Origin of the sequence: Vibrio sp. E14, assembly GCF_020515785.1 — a bacterium.
Lineage (GTDB): Bacteria > Pseudomonadota > Gammaproteobacteria > Enterobacterales > Vibrionaceae > Vibrio > Vibrio diabolicus.
The window spans coordinates 19,885-36,301 of the sequence record NZ_JAHPJI010000018.1 but is presented as its reverse complement, the minus strand read 5'-3'; the positions used below and the strand labels follow the sequence as shown (position 1 = coordinate 36,301).

The window sequence follows — 16,417 nt, the reverse complement described above, 5'->3', positions numbered from 1 at the left end:
CCGGCCTGTCACGCCGGGGGTCGCGGGTTCGAGTCCCGTCCACTCCGCCACTTAATATCGACAACCTCGCCCATGCGAGGTTTTGTCAAATCTAGAATATAAGAATTCTACAGGGGTGTAGCTCCAATTGGCAGAGCAGCGGATTCCAAATCCGCGTGTTGGGAGTTCGAATCTCTCCACCCCTGCCATATATCAAGGCTCTGACTTAGGTCAGAGCCTTTTTTGTATCTGCTTGCCACTATGCATTTGTCCTCTCATCCCACCTATATGACTTTTGGCTGCCTGCTGCTCTTTGTAAGTATTTATTAACTCACCAACCTATTAGACTAGTCGTTATAATCAAGTGCTCCGAAATGTTAGCAATAAATGAGAATCATTATTTATATTTAGTTACACTCAACCGATCTGGATTAATGGGTAACTATGTATGGATATATCTCGTCGACGCTTCCTTCAATCATCCTTAGCGATCTCCGCGCTTACTGTTCTACCTGCATGTTCTCTATCTAGGAGTGCTAATAAGCAGGGGCAACATATATACGATATCACTGCAGAGCCTTCTACGGCTGAACTAGTGCCCGGTTTCAATACTGAGGTATTAGCTTTTAATGGGCGTATACCTGCACCTATAATTCGTTGCCGACAAGGGGAAAAGGTAACAATCAACTTCCTCAATAAGCTATCAGAGCCGACGACGATTCATTGGCATGGCTTGAGGATTCCTATTGAAATGGATGGAGTTCCGTTTTTAAGCCAGGCTCCTATCATGCCCGGAGATACTTTTACGTATGAGTTTATTCCGCCAGATGCAGGTACGTTTTGGTATCACCCACACATGAACAGCGTTAAGCAGCTTGGTATGGGGTTGGTTGGGCTAATAATTGTTGAAGAGGCTGAGCCTGTTCAGTTTGATGAAGAGCATGAAGTCGTCCTCAAGCATTGGCATTTAGACAAGCAAGGACAGTGGAAGAACCTAATGGTGCCGCGCTTGAGTGCACGTATGGGAACGCCAGGAGAGTGGAGTAGCGTCAATGGTATTCATGAGCCTGTTTATACGCTGGAGCAGAACGCGACTACGCGATTAAGAATTGCTAATGTCGATAACACCATTACCTATCCGATCGCGATTGAAGGCACAGAGGCTTGGGTTATTGCTATCGATGGCAATCCAGTTAAAACGCCTTATAGGCTCACTCAACACAAAATTGGTCCGGGAATGAGATTGGATATCGGATTGATTGCTCCGAAGGCTGGAGAGCGTGTTTATGTGCGTCAAATGAAAGGGCGCTTCCCATTCTCTTTGTGTGAGTTTGAAGTTGTTGAGTCTGACCTGCCAAGCAACAAGAAACTGCCTTTATTGCCTCTCAACCCTGTGCCTGATCTTGATTTGGAAAATGCGGAGCAAATCGATTATGTGTTTGAATGGGAGGGGGCGATCACTCCTGCCGATAAATCGGGCAAAGCGATACCTAAATTCTGGCTGATGAACAAACGAGGTTGGGAGGGAATGAGTAAAGATAATATCCCAGCACCACTTTCAAAATTGGAACTTGGAAAAACCTATATCTTCAATTTGAAGAACGTTACTCAATATCATCATCCTATTCATCTTCATGGGCATACATTTACTGTTCTTGAGTTAGATGGCAAGAAACTTGACGAACCGTTCCATACCGATACGGTTTTACTTGGAAAAAATGGCAGTGCCAAAGCTGCCTTTGTTGCTAACAACCCTGGACGTTGGATGTATCACTGCCATGTTATTGAGCATATGAAAACCGGTTTGATGGGGTATATTGAAGTAAAGTGACTCCTGTAACTTTTTTAATCTCAGCGTGTTTTAAATGCAATACGTTGTCGAATTCTAAAATTTCACCATCAATATCGCTTTAGTTTTGGTTACAATATCGTCATCAATAGTGTTGGGGGGAATTATGGGGCAGTTTTCCATTCTTGGTTTTATTGCGCTAGGTGGTGCTTTTGGTGCGTGTTCTCGTTACTTGATATCTGAACTGTGTGTCATTTTATTGGGGCGTGGTTTTCCATACGGTACGTTAACCGTTAATGTGGTTGGTTCATTTATAATGGGCTTTTTGATTGCTGCGTTCGACAATGAACTGTTGGCAACAGAACCTTGGCGACAAGTGATTGGTTTGGGCTTTTTAGGGGCACTGACGACGTTTTCCACCTTTTCTATGGATAATGTTTTACTTATGCAGCAAGGTGCATTTTTTAAGATGGGGTTAAATATTTTATTAAATGTGGTGCTGAGTATCTCTGCTGCGTGGATCGGTTTCCAATTATTGATGCGCAGCTAGCAAAGTAGTTAAAAATTAAACAGGTCGGCTTGGTTTAACCAGGCCGTTTTTATATACTGATATCACTTGTCGGAGTGCCATAAGGCTGAGACCGTTAATTCGGGATCCGTTGAACCTGATCAGATTAGAATCTGCGAAGGGAACAAGAGAAGATATTTATACCGGAGTTCTTTCTGGTTGACCTATCAAATAGTCGAATGTTGTTATAGGCAAATTACTTAAGCTTTATTTAGCCTTAATTTGACTCCTCTTGTCGCATCTATCCGCCAAGCATTTTTATCCAATTACTTTTTATCTAGTATAACAAAGCAAGGAAAAATGCTATGTCGAGTCGCAAACAAGCGAGACTGGAAGCAAAACAGTTCATTGAAACACTCTCGGTACAGCCGTACCCAAATTCCACAAAAGTATATGTAGAAGGTTCACGTCCAGATGTTCGTGTACCTATGCGTGAAATAGCGCTAGCAGATAGCCTGATTGGTGGCACAAAAGAAGCGCCAATCTTCGAGCCTAATGAGCCAGTACGCGTTTACGATACCTCAGGTGTATACACAGACCCAAATTACACCATAGACCTTTACAATGGCTTACCTAAGCTGAGAGAAGGGTGGATTGAAGAGCGTGCCGATACTGAGTTACTTGATGAAGTAAGCTCGGTATACACTAAAGAACGTTTAGAGGATGAGACGTTAGACGACCTGCGTTACGGTAACCTGCCACGTATTCGACGCGCTAAGGATGGGCAGTGCGTCACTCAGCTGCACTATGCTCGCAAAGGCATTATTACCCCAGAAATGGAATTCATCGCGCTGCGTGAAAACATGGGTCGTGCCAAGTACCGTGATGATGTGCTGAATCAACAGCATCCTGGTCAAAGCTTTGGAGCGAATCTTCCAAAAGACATTACCGCCGAGTTTGTTCGAAAAGAAGTTGCCGAAGGTCGCGCGATTATCCCTTCTAATATCAACCACCCAGAATCCGAACCAATGATCATTGGACGTAACTTTTTGGTCAAAGTGAACGCTAATATCGGTAACTCATCGGTGACGTCTTCGATTGAGGAAGAGGTTGAGAAGCTAGTGTGGGCGACACGCTGGGGTGGCGATACTGTTATGGATCTCTCCACAGGTCGCAATATTCATGAAACTCGAGAATGGATTCTGCGTAACAGCCCGGTTCCGATCGGTACCGTACCTATGTATCAAGCACTTGAGAAAGTGAATGGAGTTGCCGAAAATCTTAACTGGGAAGTGATGCGCGATACTCTGATTGAGCAAGCAGAGCAGGGCGTTGATTACTTCACTATCCATGCCGGTTTACTACTTCGCTATGTGCCAATGACTGCAAAGCGCGTTACTGGCATCGTTTCTCGTGGTGGTTCTATCATCGCGAAATGGTGTTTAGCGCATCACCAAGAAAGCTTCTTATACACCCATTTCCGAGAGATCTGTGAAATCTGTGCTAAGTATGATGTCGCACTATCTCTCGGTGATGGTCTGCGCCCTGGTTCGGTTGCCGATGCTAATGACGAAGCGCAATTTGCGGAGCTTCGTACTCTTGGTGAGTTGACTAAGGTTGCGTGGGAATACGACGTACAGGTGATTATCGAAGGTCCTGGCCATGTTCCAATGCACATGATCAAAGAGAACATGGAAGAGCAGCTAGAGCACTGCCATGAAGCTCCGTTCTACACGCTTGGTCCGCTGACGACAGACGTCGCTCCTGGTTACGACCATATTACGTCAGGAATTGGCGCTGCCATGATTGGTTGGTATGGCTGTGCGATGCTTTGTTATGTAACTCCTAAAGAACACCTCGGCTTACCGAACAAAGAAGACGTGAAGGTAGGCATGATCACTTACAAGCTTGCTGCTCATGCTGCTGATTTGGCGAAAGGGCACCCTGGCGCACAAGTTCGTGATAACGCGCTTTCTAAAGCACGTTTTGAATTCCGCTGGGAAGACCAATTCAACTTGTCACTCGACCCAGAAACCGCGCGCGCTTTCCATGATGAAACCTTGCCTCAAGAGTCGGGAAAAGTTGCTCACTTTTGTTCGATGTGTGGACCAAAGTTCTGCTCGATGAAGATTTCGCAAGAGGTACGAGAGTACGCGAAAGACACTGAGCAAGTTGCTGCGGACCAAGCTATCTCGATCAAAATGCTTGATGACCCTCTCGAAGGGATGCGTCAGAAATCGCAAGAATTTAGAGAGTCGGGTTCTGAGTTATACCACCCAGCAGCAAATGCCGAGGTAAGTGGCTAATGAGCAAAATCCTTATTCCGTCATCATTGATTGAACTGACAGGTTTAGTTCAGCAGTGTTTGTTGTTGGCGAAAGAACAGGGTTTTAGCATCGAAGATATTGAGTTGGGTGTGAGCCCAACTCAATCTATTCAGCTTGTTCGCGACCAACAGATTACACATATAACGACTGATCTTATTAATGGTTATGACTCTGAGCATGAGAGTTCGTTTGTGCTCTATTACCGTTCTTCTTTATCGGTAGAAGCGTGTGCACAGCAACCGTCAAAAGCGATTTATATTGGTATTGCTGATACTCAGGTTTTTGATGAAAAGGAGAAAGTGCTTCAGCTTGATATCTGGCGTCATCCAATTAACGATGAAGTGAGGGCGCTTTCCGTTAAGTCCAAACTCAACGCAATGCTCGATCCCGAACATCACCTTGCTTGGATAGTAACGCTGACAGTACTCGATTTTCCTATCGAAGATGCGTTAGCTCTTGCTCGAGGAATGCTAACCCAACAAGCGAATGTTTCACGTGAAACACTATCGAATGACGACCTTGACGAGGAACAATCAACTCAGTGGGCTAACCAATTTGATGATTTCCCCACACCAGTACTGGAAGATAACCGACTAGGTATTCAAGTCGGTTGGTCTGCGCAAGGTGAGAGCGTTAGCTTTCCAACTCTAACTAAGCAAAGTCTAGGGCTCTACCCAGTCGTTGATGACGTTGCTTGGATTGAGCGTTTACTGCCACTAGGCATCAACACTATTCAACTACGAATTAAGAACCCACAACAAGCCGATTTGGAACAACAGATCATTCGAGCAATTGAGCTAGGTCGTAAGTATCAAGCTCAAGTGTACATCAATGACTATTGGCAGTTGGCAATCAAGCATGGCGCTTATGGCGTTCACCTAGGACAAGAAGATATAGAAGAGTCGAATTTGGCTCAGCTAACCAAAGCCGGCATTCGTCTTGGTCTTTCTACGCATGGTTATTACGAACTACTGCGCATCGTACAAATTCATCCTAGCTACATCGCGCTAGGGCATATTTTCCCAACCACCACAAAACAGATGCCATCGAAACCACAAGGTTTGGTGCGCTTGGCACTGTATCAAAAGCTGATTGATAGCATTCCTTATGGAAACACAGAGTCGGTTTTCCGTCCTGCAAAAGACAAAGCAGGTAGTGACTATGTACTTGGCTTTCCGACGGTCGCGATTGGCGGCATTGACCAATCTAATGCAGACCAAGTTTGGCAAACAGGTGTTTCTAGTTTGGCAGTTGTGCGAGCTATTACGTTGGCAGAATCACCCCAGTCCGTCATCGATTTTTTCGCACAACTGATGAAGGAAAGACAACTAACGTTTACTGATCAGAATAGTGAATTGGTGGATACCAAGAGAGGCGAGCATGCTCACGGATAAGCAGTTCCTTCGCTATCAACGCCAAGTCGCTCTGCCTGAAATTGCCGAAGTTGGGCAAAAGCGTTTGAGTAAATCGCATGTGTTGATCATCGGTTGTGGTGGATTAGGAAGCGCAGCGAGTTTGTACTTGGCATCAGCGGGCGTTGGTAAATTGGTTGTGGTTGATGATGATGAAGTTGATAGCAGTAACCTACAACGTCAGATCATTTATCGTGAACAAGACCTCCAAGTTGCGAAAACAAAAGCGACTGTAAAGCAACTTACTGAACTTAATTCTATGGTCCAAGTTCGTGCTCTCAATAAGCGATTAGACAAAGCACAGCTGCAGCTTGAGGTGATGCTAGCGGATGTGGTGCTGGACTGCACCGATAACATGCCAACGCGCCAGCTAATTAACCAAGTTTGTTTCGAGCAAAATACGCCGCTCATCTCAGCGGCGGCAATTGGTTGGCAAGGGCAATTTGCTGTCTTTGATTACCAAGCGCCGAGTAAAGCCTGTTACCGCTGTTTGTATCCGTTTGACGAATTACCACAAACTCAAAAGTGCAGTGACAGCGGTGTCGTCGGTCCGGTGGTGGGCACACTTGGCAACTACCAAGCGATAGCGGCAATTCAAAAACTGGCGACGGGAAAGTTTCATGTTGAGACTGCTACGTTACATCTGTTTGATGGATTGAAAATGCAATGGCAAACCATGGCGATAAGCAAAGACAAACAGTGCCAAGTGTGTGCTCAGATTTAGCTTACGAGTAATGGACAGAATTAAGAGAGTTGGAAGCAATGACGTTATCAGAACAACAAGCAACACAAATGACCGCTGCTGACTTAGATATGATCACTATTGTCATCAATGCCCAGTCACATCAAGTTGCCAGTGAGTCGAATCTACAGCAAATCATTAGTCTATTTGCGCTGCCTGAAATGGGCTGTGTTTTTGCAATTAATAACAATGTTGTGCCGCGCAGTGAGTGGGCTAGCACAGTTCTTTCACAGGGAGATAGCATCTCTTTGTTTCAAGCGATCGCAGGGGGTTAAAGTCGATGCTTAAAATTGGTGATAAACAATTTGAATCAAGACTGTTCACGGGAACAGGGAAGTTTGCCAACAGCCGATTAATGGCAGAAGCGATTCAAGTGTCGGGATCTCAACTTGCGACTATGGCGTTGAAGCGTGTGGATGTGAATGACCAACAAGACGATATTTTGCTGCCGCTAGTACAAGCGGGTGTGAACTTGTTGCCGAACACCTCGGGTGCAAAGAATGCTAAAGATGCTGTTTTTGCTGCACAACTGGCGCGAGAAGCGTTGGGTACTAACTGGCTAAAACTGGAAATTCATCCAGACCCGAAGTACTTGATGCCCGATCCAATTGAGACACTTGTAGCCGCTGAGCAACTGGTTCGTGAAGGCTTCATTGTGCTTCCTTATTGTCATGCTGACCCAGTTCTGTGTAAACGATTAGAAGAAGTAGGCTGTGCTGCAGTCATGCCATTAGGTGCGCCGATCGGTTCCAACAAAGGGATAATTTCTCACGACTTCCTAGAGATCATTATCGACCAAGCTAATGTTCCTGTCGTTGTTGATGCGGGTATTGGTGCTCCTTCACATGCCGCACGTGCGATGGAAATGGGCGCGGATGCCGTGCTCGTTAATACTGCGATTGCAGCTTCGAGCGATCCCGTTGCGATGGCGAAAGCATTTAAGTTGGCGGTAGAGTCGGGGCGTATGGCTTATGAATCCGGACTTGCGGGTAAGGTTTCTCATGCGGTTGCGTCGAGTCCACTGACGTCATTCCTAGATGAGCTTTAGTCCTAGATTGGTTTAGCTATTAAGCGAGGAAAACATGAGCTTCGTTGAACAATTTAAGCAGCTTAATTGGGATGACATCTCGATGTCGATCTACGCGAAAACGGCACAAGATGTTGAGCGAGCATTGAATAAATCCAAGCGTGATTTGGAAGATTTTAAGGCGCTAATTTCACCAGCGGCAGAAGCGTACTTAGAGCAAATGGCGCAGTTGTCATACTCGGCAACTCGCAAGCGTTTTGGTAATACCATGTCGCTTTATATTCCATTGTACCTTTCTAATTTGTGCGCCAATGCTTGTACTTATTGTGGCTTCTCAATGGAGAATAGAATCAAGCGTCGTACCTTGAATAGGGACGAAGTGGCTGCAGAAGTTGAAGCCATTAAACGCATGAAGTTCGATAGCGTATTGCTGGTGACTGGTGAACACGAAACCAAAGTGGGCATGAAATACTTCCGCGAAATGGTCCCGATGATTAAGCAACGTTTTAACTATTTGGCGATGGAAGTACAGCCACTTGATCAAGACGAATACGCTGAGCTCAAGACATTGGGTTTAGATGCGGTGATGGTCTATCAAGAAACGTATCATCCCTCGACTTACGCCGAGCACCATTTGCGTGGCAATAAGATGGATTTCGAATACCGATTGGATACACCTGATCGTCTTGCAAAGGCAGGCATCGATAAGATCGGTATTGGCGCATTGATAGGGTTGGAAGAGTGGCGAACAGATTGTTTTTATGTGGCAGCGCACTTGGAGTATCTTGAGCGCACATATTGGCAGACTCGTTACTCAATTTCTTTCCCACGTTTACGTCCTTGTGAGGGCGCACTCCAACCAAAATCAGTCATGACGGATAAGCAGCTTGTTCAGTTGATTTGCGCTTATCGCTTGTTGAATCCGGAGGTGGAGTTGTCGTTATCGACTCGTGAATCACCCAAGTTCAGAGACAATGCATTACCGTTAGGCATCACCAGTATGTCTGCTGCATCGAAAACTCAGCCGGGGGGTTATGCGATGGATGATGTTGAACTCGAGCAGTTTGAGATCAGTGATGAGCGAAGTGCGGGTTCTGTGGAAGATATGATTCGAGCCAAAGGATTTGACCCTGTATGGCGAGATTGGCACTCGGCGTATTCTGGTTAAGCAATAAATAAAGCCACTAGCCATCGTTATGTTTCACGTGAAACATAAGCAAAAAAAGAGGGTTGATGCAAAACATCAACCCTCTACTTTTTTCTAGCTTCTAGCTTCTAGCTTCTAGCTTCTAGCTTCTAGCTGTGTGCTACAGGCAGCGTTGCTTGACGAAGCCACTCTTTCACATCACCTTCAACAAGTGGGCTGATCTCATCCCATACTTTCTGATGGTAATCATTCAGCCACGCAAGCTCTGGACGAGTTAGCATATCAACGTTGATGTTGCGCTTGTCGATTGGGCAGCGTGTTAGCGACTCAAATGACAGAACAGGGAAGTCACCGTTAGTTGGGGTTTCAACAACAAGCTCTAGGTTTTCAATACGGATACCAAACGCATCTGCACGGTAGTAACCTGGCTCGTTGGATAGCACCATACCTTCTGTTAGAGGCACGTCGATTTGCTTTTTCGAAATGCTCGCTGGACCTTCATGAACACTTAGGAAGTGACCAACACCGTGACCAGTACCGTGATCGTAATCGTAACCTTCCGCCCATAGGTGCTGACGAGCTAGAGTATCGATTTGATAACCACGTGTGCCTTTCGGGAAACGAGCTCGAGCAACGCCAATATGACCTTTCAGCGCCAACGTAAATTGCTTCTTCATTTCTGCAGAAGGTTGACCAATCGCGATAGTACGCGTGATGTCGGTAGTGCCATCGAGGTACTGACCGCCTGAGTCCACAAGGTAAAGCGTGTTCAGTTCTAACTTACCAGGTTCAGGTTGGTTCTCGTGATTGTAGTGACACATGGCCGCGTTGCCGCCCGCGGCTGAAATGGTATCGAAGCTGAGATCCATTAGCGTAGGGTCTTCGCTACGAAATGCTTCCAGTTTGTCTGCTAATGTCGCTTCGTCATGCAGGTTACCAGCAGCAACTTCCGCATCTAACCAGCATAGGAACTTGCTCATTGCCACGCCATCGCGGATATGACACGCCTTCATACCGGCAATTTCAACCGAGTTCTTCGCCGCTTTTGGCATCAGACATGGGTCTGCTGCTGCAATCACGGACGCACCAGAGTTTTGTAGTACTAGCTTAAACCAAGCGTTACTGATTGCAGAGTCAACTAATACCTTTTTACCTGTCATGGCTTCAAGGCGAGATTGAAGTGCTTCTGGGTGGTGAACGGTCACACCGGTGCCTACGTGAGCGTCAAAATCAGCAGGTAGACGAGCAGGATCGAGGAAGTATTCCACGCTTGAATCTGAGTGCAGAATCGCGTGAGAAAGCAGAACTGGTAGGCGTGATACATCCAAACCACGTACATTCAGCAGCCAACAAATAGAATCTAATGCTGTGATCACAGCGCTATCTGCACCCGCTTTTTTTACCAGTTGGGCGATCTCTTGACGCTTACTCTCACTTGATTGACCGACGGCTTCTGTTGCCATCAGGCGAACATCAGAAACCACAGCAGCTGGGCGGTCATGCCACAACTCATCAATTGGGTTGTTGGTCAGAATATTTAGCTCAAGCTTTCCAGCCAGTTTAGCTTGTGCCATGTCTAGCCAAGCTGAGCTGTGCATACGAGGATCAATTGCGACAGATGCGTTTGTTGGCAGGTTGTCTAGAACCCAATCTAAAGCTGGTTCTTCAATAAGGTGACGATATTCAAATAGGTCACCCGGGACTTGTTTGGTGACTTGAACGGTATAGCGGCCATCAACAAACATAGCGGCTTTGTCTTTGGTGATTACCGCAGCACCAGCAGAACCAGTAAAGCCTGTTAACCAATGTAAGCGCTCGTTGTGCGCTGGGACGTATTCACCCAAATACTCGTCCTCGTGTGGAACCAGTAGGGCATCAATATTATGTTGTATAAGCCATTCGCGAATCGCATTCACACGGCTGAGAGTTTCGTTGTGCATCTGTTTTATTCCTTCAAATTACCGCTCCTTCATGCTCAGGTGTGGGAGCTGTTTCCTTCTGCTTCATGCAGTTTATGATCAACGCAAGTTTGCAATGACTTAGGTTGAGTCGGAGTACAACTAGGCCATAGATGAGCCAAAAAGGACTACGACAGTTAAGCTACTCATTTTACCCGCTAAGCGCAAATTGAGAGCGGTATTTTTATCTAAGGTGATCGGTTTTTTGTGTGATCATCGTACGTAGCCAACCCAATGCAGGGTCGTTTTCTCTGTCTCGGTGCCAGAATAAAGTGTATGCCATAGGTGGAAATTCTAGCGGGAGTGGTAGTACGACCAAATCAAGCTGTTTAGCAGCGAGCTGCACAAAATGGCTTGGAGCGGTAAAAATAAAGTCAGTGTAGGAACATAAACTTGCGGCACTATTAAAGTCGGGGACGGTGACGGCAATATCCCGGTCGGCTCCAATATCGGCAAGGCGATAATCTAACAGCCAACGGTCGTTGCCGTCACAACGCACTTGTACGTGACGCAGGGCGAGATACGCTTCGAGGTTCCAAGGCTGTTTTAATGCTGGGTGATTTTTGCGAATAATACACATCTGGTGATCTCGATAAATTTCCAGTTCGCATATGTCATCGGGTGGCAGCAGAGTCAGCTTGGCATCATTAATATCGATGTCTTTTCCAGTTAAGCCTAAGTCTAGCTCGCCACGTTGCAGCATTTTAAAAGTATTATCGGACCAAGGGTGAGTGCTGATCGTCACCCCTGGGGCTTGCTGAAAAATCGCCGGTAAGAAATGAGGCAGAATTAAAGGGTAAACACTTTCAACCGCTGCTATTTGAAAACGGTATTCGCTACTTTGTGGAGAGAACTCTTCTGGTTGAGTCAGTACTTCTAACTGGTTTATCAACAGATCCAGTTTAGGTTTAAGAAACAAAGCGCGCGGTGTTGGTGTTAATCCATGCGAGTTTCGGGTGAACAGGGGATCATCAAATTGGATACGTAATTTCGCTAAGGACTTACTCACGGCAGACTGACTCAAGCACAGTCGGTGGGCGGCTCGGGTGACATTTAACTCTTCTATCAAAACTTTAAAACAGACCAATAGATTTAAATCGATACGAGCCAGTTTTTCGACGTTCACGGTGAATTTCCTCTAAGGAATAATGCTCATGATTATACATCATTTCCATTCATATCATCAGATGATTAAGCTCTATCCAAAGTTCTTTATCCAATTCGGAGTGTTGTGTGCCTAGCCAGTTTTCTAATAGTAAAAAACAGATGGCGTTATTGACCCTTTTGGTTCTTTTCAGTCCTCTTGCGATTGATATTTATCTACCTGCTTTACCTCTTATTGCTTCCACTTTTCAGGTCGATAATGCACTAGCACAAGACACGATCACTTGGTTCTTATTTGCGATGGGTGTCGGGCAACTGTTTGCTGGCCCTTTGGCAGATAAACTCGGACGTCGAACTGTTGCATTGGGCGGTATCACTATCTATGCGATGAGCGCTTTATTGGCGTGGAGTGCTCAAAATATTGAATGGATGTTGGTTTCCCGACTGCTACAAGGCTTAGGTGCGTGTGCGACATCGGTAGCAGCCTTTGCAACAGTTCGCGATATCTTTGGCCCGGAAAAAAGCGGCAAAATGATCAGCTATCTTAACGGCGCGATTTGTTTTATTCCGGCATTAGCTCCAATTCTAGGTAGCTGGTTAACTCAGCAATTTGATTGGCGAGCTAACTTCAGCTTTATGGCGGGTTTTGCTGTGGTGTCTGGATCATTGATGTTTTTCATGATGAAAGAGACCAACCCATCAACGGAAAAGCAAGCCGTGTTTAAGCTCAGCCGTTATTGGGCAGTGCTTAGTACGCCATCTTTTGTCTTCCATGCTTCACTGTGTTTAATGGCAATGGCGGTTATTCTTGCTTACGTTACCTCAGCACCGTCGGTATTGATGACGGGGATGGGGCTGTCGATGAATGAATTCACTTTCTGGTTTGGTGTGAATGCGGTGATAAACATTGCGGCATGTATGTTGGCGCCTAAGTTTATGGAGCGCGTTGGAACGCACAACACCTTGGTCACCGGGATCTCAACTCTGGGCCTCGCAGGTGTGATCATGCTAGTGATGAATGGTCAGAATACCGCGCTTTCTTTCATGCTACCTATTTTCATGTCGTCAGTGGGTTTTGCATTCATTCTGGGTGCAGCAGCAGGGAAAGCATTGGAACCGTTTGGTGACAAAGCGGGTACGGCTGCGGCACTGCTTGGGTTGTTCCAAATGAGTGGCTCTGGTTTGTTAGTTGGTACGTTGCAGCGTTTATCTTTGGAACCTCAGACACTGATCGCAATACATATGTGGGTTCTATTGCCTGCGTTAGTGGTTCTGTTTACAAAAGCAGGTAAGAACTGGCATTCAAGCTTTGCGAAAGCGTAAATCAGTGTAATTTAGTATTTTCCAATGTAAGTAAGGCGTGTATATTTGTCGTTCAGACTTTTCCTGACACCATAACGGAACTCAAAAAGTAATGTCGTTAACCACGTATGAAATGGCTCGTATTCTAGAGCAAATGGAAGATTCACCAGAAAAGGTGATGTTTGGCAAGTTGCTTAATGAGCTGGGTAATCAAAGCTCCGAGCGTATTCGTAGTGCGGCTAAACAAGTACCTCTGCCAATTTTGCGTGATATCGTGTACCAATTCCAGCAAGTGATTGAGTCGCGCAAAGGTGAACAAGTTGAGCTGTTGGCAAAAGATCTTGCTCAACAGGGCATCTCAGCTGATGAGCTTCTTGCTTACTTAAATAAACAATAAAAAGTCCCCGCCACTGCGGGGATTTTTTTATCGCGTCAGCTTGTTCTTTATAACATGGTCGATAGAGATAACTCCCGGTCCCCATACGATGACCACTAAAATCATGAATCCCCACAATTGATGGTCATAGAACCCTTTTTCCCACAATACCGGGTAAGAGATGACCGCGATGATATTGAACACAAACAGAATCGCAGCTATCGGGCGGGTAATTAATCCCAACGCTAAAAATACTGGCAGAATTAACTCGGCAGCCGTTCCCATGTAGGCCGCTAACTCCCAAGGCAAAAGTGGCACTTGGTATTCCAATTCGAATAGATACAGCGTGCTATCCCAAGAAGAAACTTTGATTAACCCTGAATTGAAGAACACCCATGCAACCCACAAGCGACAAAAGAGAAGTAGTAAAGGGACAAAGCCAGCTTGTAAGGTATTGATCAAGTCGTCGTACCGATTGACTAAGTTTTTAACCGTGTTCGTCATAGAGTGCTCCTTAGATTGATTTCAATGTAAAGCCGTCAACGAGATCGAGTGCCATGATGCTATTAAGGTGAACGAGCAAAGCTTCGGGTATTTCGCTCAAACTCTGCTTCTGCTCTAAACATTGCAGCAGTTGAAAAACATCGGTATCGAGTGTGTGACATTGAGCTTCTCCATTGGCTTGAATCGAGATGACACCTCGCTGTAATTGATTGATATTGAGCTGTTCAAAATCTTGGTGTTTAATCGCATGAAAGAGATCAAATACAGCGTAGTTTGAGTCAAAGCTGCGGCTGCCAGTAAGCAAATGAAACACCAATTGAGGTTGTTGTTCTTCCGTCACTTGGGTAAGTGCAGATAAAGGGATTCGATTTGGTTTTTCGACTTTCTCATTCTGTATTTGTCGAGCTAAGTCCATATGCCATTCAAATCTTGCGACTTCAGGTGCGTACGGAGCTTGGGTCATGACCTGACTAAACTGCATAATCGTATCTTGAAAGCCCGCACCATAATGTACGACATTACCTTCTGCTAAGGGGTGAGAAAGTACGTGTTGGCGAGCAATTTGATGGAAGCATTCTTTTCCAACTAAGGCTTCAACCATTGGGTAGGTCGCTGCCAATACCTCACTCAAGCTGATGATAAAGTTATTGCGGTAAATCTGTATGCGTTCATCTGCGGTAAACTTGTCACTCACAATGTCGCATTCTTCACCGAGCGCTTGATAATGTAGGGCCTTAGCAAATTGACTCTGCAAGGTCGCAAGCTTCATGACGCTTTCCTTTTGCTCTTTTGGTCAATTAAATGATTTTTCTGCAATAGTGAGGAAGCTTTTTCTGCTTCGCCAAGAAGTATTTCTGGTGCAGGAATATCCAAATCCCATTCAATCAGCGTATGGCGAGGGCCGTGTTTTTGTGTCCAACTAACGAACAGTTGCCATACTTCATCACTGACGGGACGGCTATGAGTATCAATCCAAATCTCACCTTTATCCAACGGCTTAATAGTAAAACCTGCCAAATGAATCTCGTCGACTTTGTCGGCTGGAATTGCATCTAGGTATGTGTCGCAATCAAAACCGTGATTGAAGGCGGAAACATATACGTTATTTAAGTCGAGTAATAAACGACAGTCGGTGCGCTTTTGCACTTCGGTAAGAAAGTCCCATTCACTGATGGTTGAATGGTGAAACTTCACATAACTAGATGGGTTCTCAATTAAGATTTCACGTTGTAGATATTCTTGCACTTCAAGCACGTTACGAGTGAAGACTTGCAGCGCTTCTTCCGTGTAAGGCAAGGGAAGTAGGTCATTGAAGTAGTGACCACCATTTTCACTCCAACTTAAATGGTCAGAAATGAAGATCGGGTCAACTGTATTTATCAATGCTTTTAGTTGCGCTAAATGTTTCGGGTTCACACGTTCCATCGAACCCAGCGACAAACCAATACCGTGGCAACTAATTTGGTAGTGTTCGCGTAATGCTTGTAGTTGATGGCGCTCTACTGAGTTGGGCTGAAAGTAGTTCTCGCTGTGGATTTCTAGCCACGACAGCTCAGGTTTGTGTTGGCTAAAATAATCGAGATGAGGGGAACGTAATCCAACGCCAGCAAGAGGATGGAAAGAGTGATGTTTCACGTGAAACTCCTTTTCTGATTGGCGAGTAACTGGGGGCGTTGGTTAAAGTGCAACGCGCCCCACAGAAACTTGTGATGTTGAGTTATGAGCCGCTGGTGCTACCGCCAGCCAATTTGTCACACAATCCTTTAGGAACGACAACAAAAGCATCTTTTTGGTTGTCTTCTTTAGAGGTGCCCGCGCAAGAGCTGTTTTTCGTTGCGCAGTCATTTTTACCGGCTTTCGCCACGCCATAACACTTTTCTTTTTCTGCTGCGACAGCAGGGGCGGCGGTGAGCATGGTGCCACCAAGAGCAAGAAGGCCAGTAACAGCAGCAGTAACAGCAAGATTCGATTTTTTCATCATAATTTCCTCTGAGTGATTTCCTTTTACTTTCATTCGGCAAGTCGATTCGCCGTTTGGCGTACAACCTTTATCCACTTGCTTAAATTAAAAGATAGAGATGAGGCAGAAAAACTTTCATAAAAATAACTCTCGCGAATGGTTTTGGAGTGATTACCTTCGTTAACTCTTTGAATGAAAGATTAAAAAAACAACGAATTTTTTATCAAGTTTTGTCTAAACAGCACCCAGCTGTTTAGGTTATAATCGGTTTTTATGTATAAA

General features: G+C 45.4%; 16 protein-coding genes, 1 tRNA gene and 1 riboswitch. Of the genes, 11 read left to right on the top strand and 6 right to left on the bottom strand.

All coding sequences use genetic code 11. From position 1 onward, the window contains the following. Positions 1-111 precede the first annotated feature (111 nt). The 9 genes from LIX84_RS22640 to thiH all read left to right on the top strand — a co-directional run bounded on the left by LIX84_RS22640 (position 112) and on the right by thiH (position 8,952). Positions 112-188 (top strand) — tRNA-Trp (locus LIX84_RS22640). Positions 189-427: 239 nt separating this feature from the next. Further along, positions 428-1,810, top strand: coding sequence for a multicopper oxidase family protein (locus LIX84_RS22635; RefSeq protein WP_226422215.1), 1,383 nt, complete (start codon positions 428-430; stop codon positions 1,808-1,810). Positions 1,811-1,934: 124 nt separating this feature from the next. Continuing rightward, positions 1,935-2,318, top strand: a complete 384-nt coding sequence (gene crcB / locus LIX84_RS22630) for a fluoride efflux transporter CrcB (protein ID WP_164667106.1) — start codon at positions 1,935-1,937, stop codon at positions 2,316-2,318. A gap of 60 nt (positions 2,319-2,378) precedes the next feature. Further along, a riboswitch (TPP riboswitch) is annotated at positions 2,379-2,477 on the top strand. Positions 2,478-2,641: 164 nt separating this feature from the next. Continuing rightward, positions 2,642-4,582, top strand: a complete 1,941-nt coding sequence (gene thiC, locus LIX84_RS22625) for a phosphomethylpyrimidine synthase ThiC (RefSeq protein ID WP_226422214.1) — start codon at positions 2,642-2,644, stop codon at positions 4,580-4,582. Next, positions 4,582-5,997, top strand: coding sequence for a thiamine phosphate synthase (locus tag LIX84_RS22620; RefSeq protein ID WP_226422213.1), 1,416 nt, complete (start codon positions 4,582-4,584; stop codon positions 5,995-5,997). Before thiC ends, LIX84_RS22620 begins: the two co-directional genes overlap by 1 nt. After that, on the top strand, positions 5,984-6,739 hold the full coding sequence (gene thiF / locus LIX84_RS22615) for a thiazole biosynthesis adenylyltransferase ThiF (RefSeq protein WP_226422212.1): 756 nt from the start codon (positions 5,984-5,986) through the stop codon (positions 6,737-6,739). The genes LIX84_RS22620 and thiF overlap by 14 nt, the downstream gene beginning before the upstream one ends. A 38-nt stretch (positions 6,740-6,777) precedes the next feature. Next, a complete protein-coding gene (thiS, locus tag LIX84_RS22610) occupies positions 6,778-7,032 on the top strand; it encodes a sulfur carrier protein ThiS (protein ID WP_226422211.1) in 255 nt (84 codons plus the stop codon). A 5-nt stretch (positions 7,033-7,037) separates the two neighbouring features. After that, positions 7,038-7,805 (top strand): thiazole synthase, encoded by a 768-nt coding sequence (locus tag LIX84_RS22605; RefSeq protein WP_139060760.1) that lies wholly within the window; start codon positions 7,038-7,040, stop codon positions 7,803-7,805. 34 nt (positions 7,806-7,839) lie between these two features. Continuing rightward, the gene (gene thiH / locus LIX84_RS22600; protein WP_226422210.1) at positions 7,840-8,952 is read left to right on the top strand and encodes a 2-iminoacetate synthase ThiH; all 1,113 of its coding nucleotides are present in this window, start codon (positions 7,840-7,842) and stop codon (positions 8,950-8,952) included. A gap of 128 nt (positions 8,953-9,080) precedes the next feature. On the opposite strand, the gene LIX84_RS22595 is transcribed toward thiH, so the two are convergent. Continuing rightward, entirely contained in the window at positions 9,081-10,871 is a 1,791-nt protein-coding gene (locus tag LIX84_RS22595) for an aminopeptidase P family protein (protein ID WP_226422209.1), read from the bottom strand. A 202-nt stretch (positions 10,872-11,073) separates the two neighbouring features. Further along, positions 11,074-12,015 (bottom strand): LysR family transcriptional regulator, encoded by a 942-nt coding sequence (locus tag LIX84_RS22590; RefSeq protein WP_006743068.1) that lies wholly within the window; start codon positions 12,013-12,015, stop codon positions 11,074-11,076. 140 nt (positions 12,016-12,155) lie between these two features. Here LIX84_RS22590 and LIX84_RS22585 point away from each other — a divergent pair, with 140 nt between their 5' ends. After that, the gene (locus LIX84_RS22585; RefSeq protein WP_031780601.1) at positions 12,156-13,316 is read left to right on the top strand and encodes a multidrug effflux MFS transporter; all 1,161 of its coding nucleotides are present in this window, start codon (positions 12,156-12,158) and stop codon (positions 13,314-13,316) included. A gap of 91 nt (positions 13,317-13,407) precedes the next feature. Continuing rightward, entirely contained in the window at positions 13,408-13,692 is a 285-nt protein-coding gene (gene tsrA, locus LIX84_RS22580) for an H-NS-like global regulator TsrA (RefSeq protein WP_005397034.1), read from the top strand. 27 nt (positions 13,693-13,719) lie between these two features. On the opposite strand, the gene LIX84_RS22575 is transcribed toward tsrA, so the two are convergent. From LIX84_RS22575 to LIX84_RS22560, 4 genes are all read right to left on the bottom strand, one after another. After that, positions 13,720-14,175, bottom strand: coding sequence for a DoxX family protein (locus tag LIX84_RS22575; protein ID WP_193448445.1), 456 nt, complete (start codon positions 14,173-14,175; stop codon positions 13,720-13,722). Between the two features lie 10 nt (positions 14,176-14,185). Further along, complete coding sequence (locus LIX84_RS22570; RefSeq protein WP_226422208.1) at positions 14,186-14,944, bottom strand: HvfC/BufC N-terminal domain-containing protein; 759 nt, start codon at positions 14,942-14,944, stop codon at positions 14,186-14,188. Next, on the bottom strand, positions 14,941-15,810 hold the full coding sequence (gene bufB / locus LIX84_RS22565; RefSeq protein ID WP_226422207.1) for an MNIO family bufferin maturase: 870 nt from the start codon (positions 15,808-15,810) through the stop codon (positions 14,941-14,943). The genes LIX84_RS22570 and bufB overlap by 4 nt, the downstream gene beginning before the upstream one ends. Positions 15,811-15,892: 82 nt before the next feature. Further along, on the bottom strand, positions 15,893-16,153 hold the full coding sequence (locus LIX84_RS22560) for a BufA1 family periplasmic bufferin-type metallophore (protein WP_031780600.1): 261 nt from the start codon (positions 16,151-16,153) through the stop codon (positions 15,893-15,895). Between the last annotated feature and the right edge of the window lie 264 nt (positions 16,154-16,417).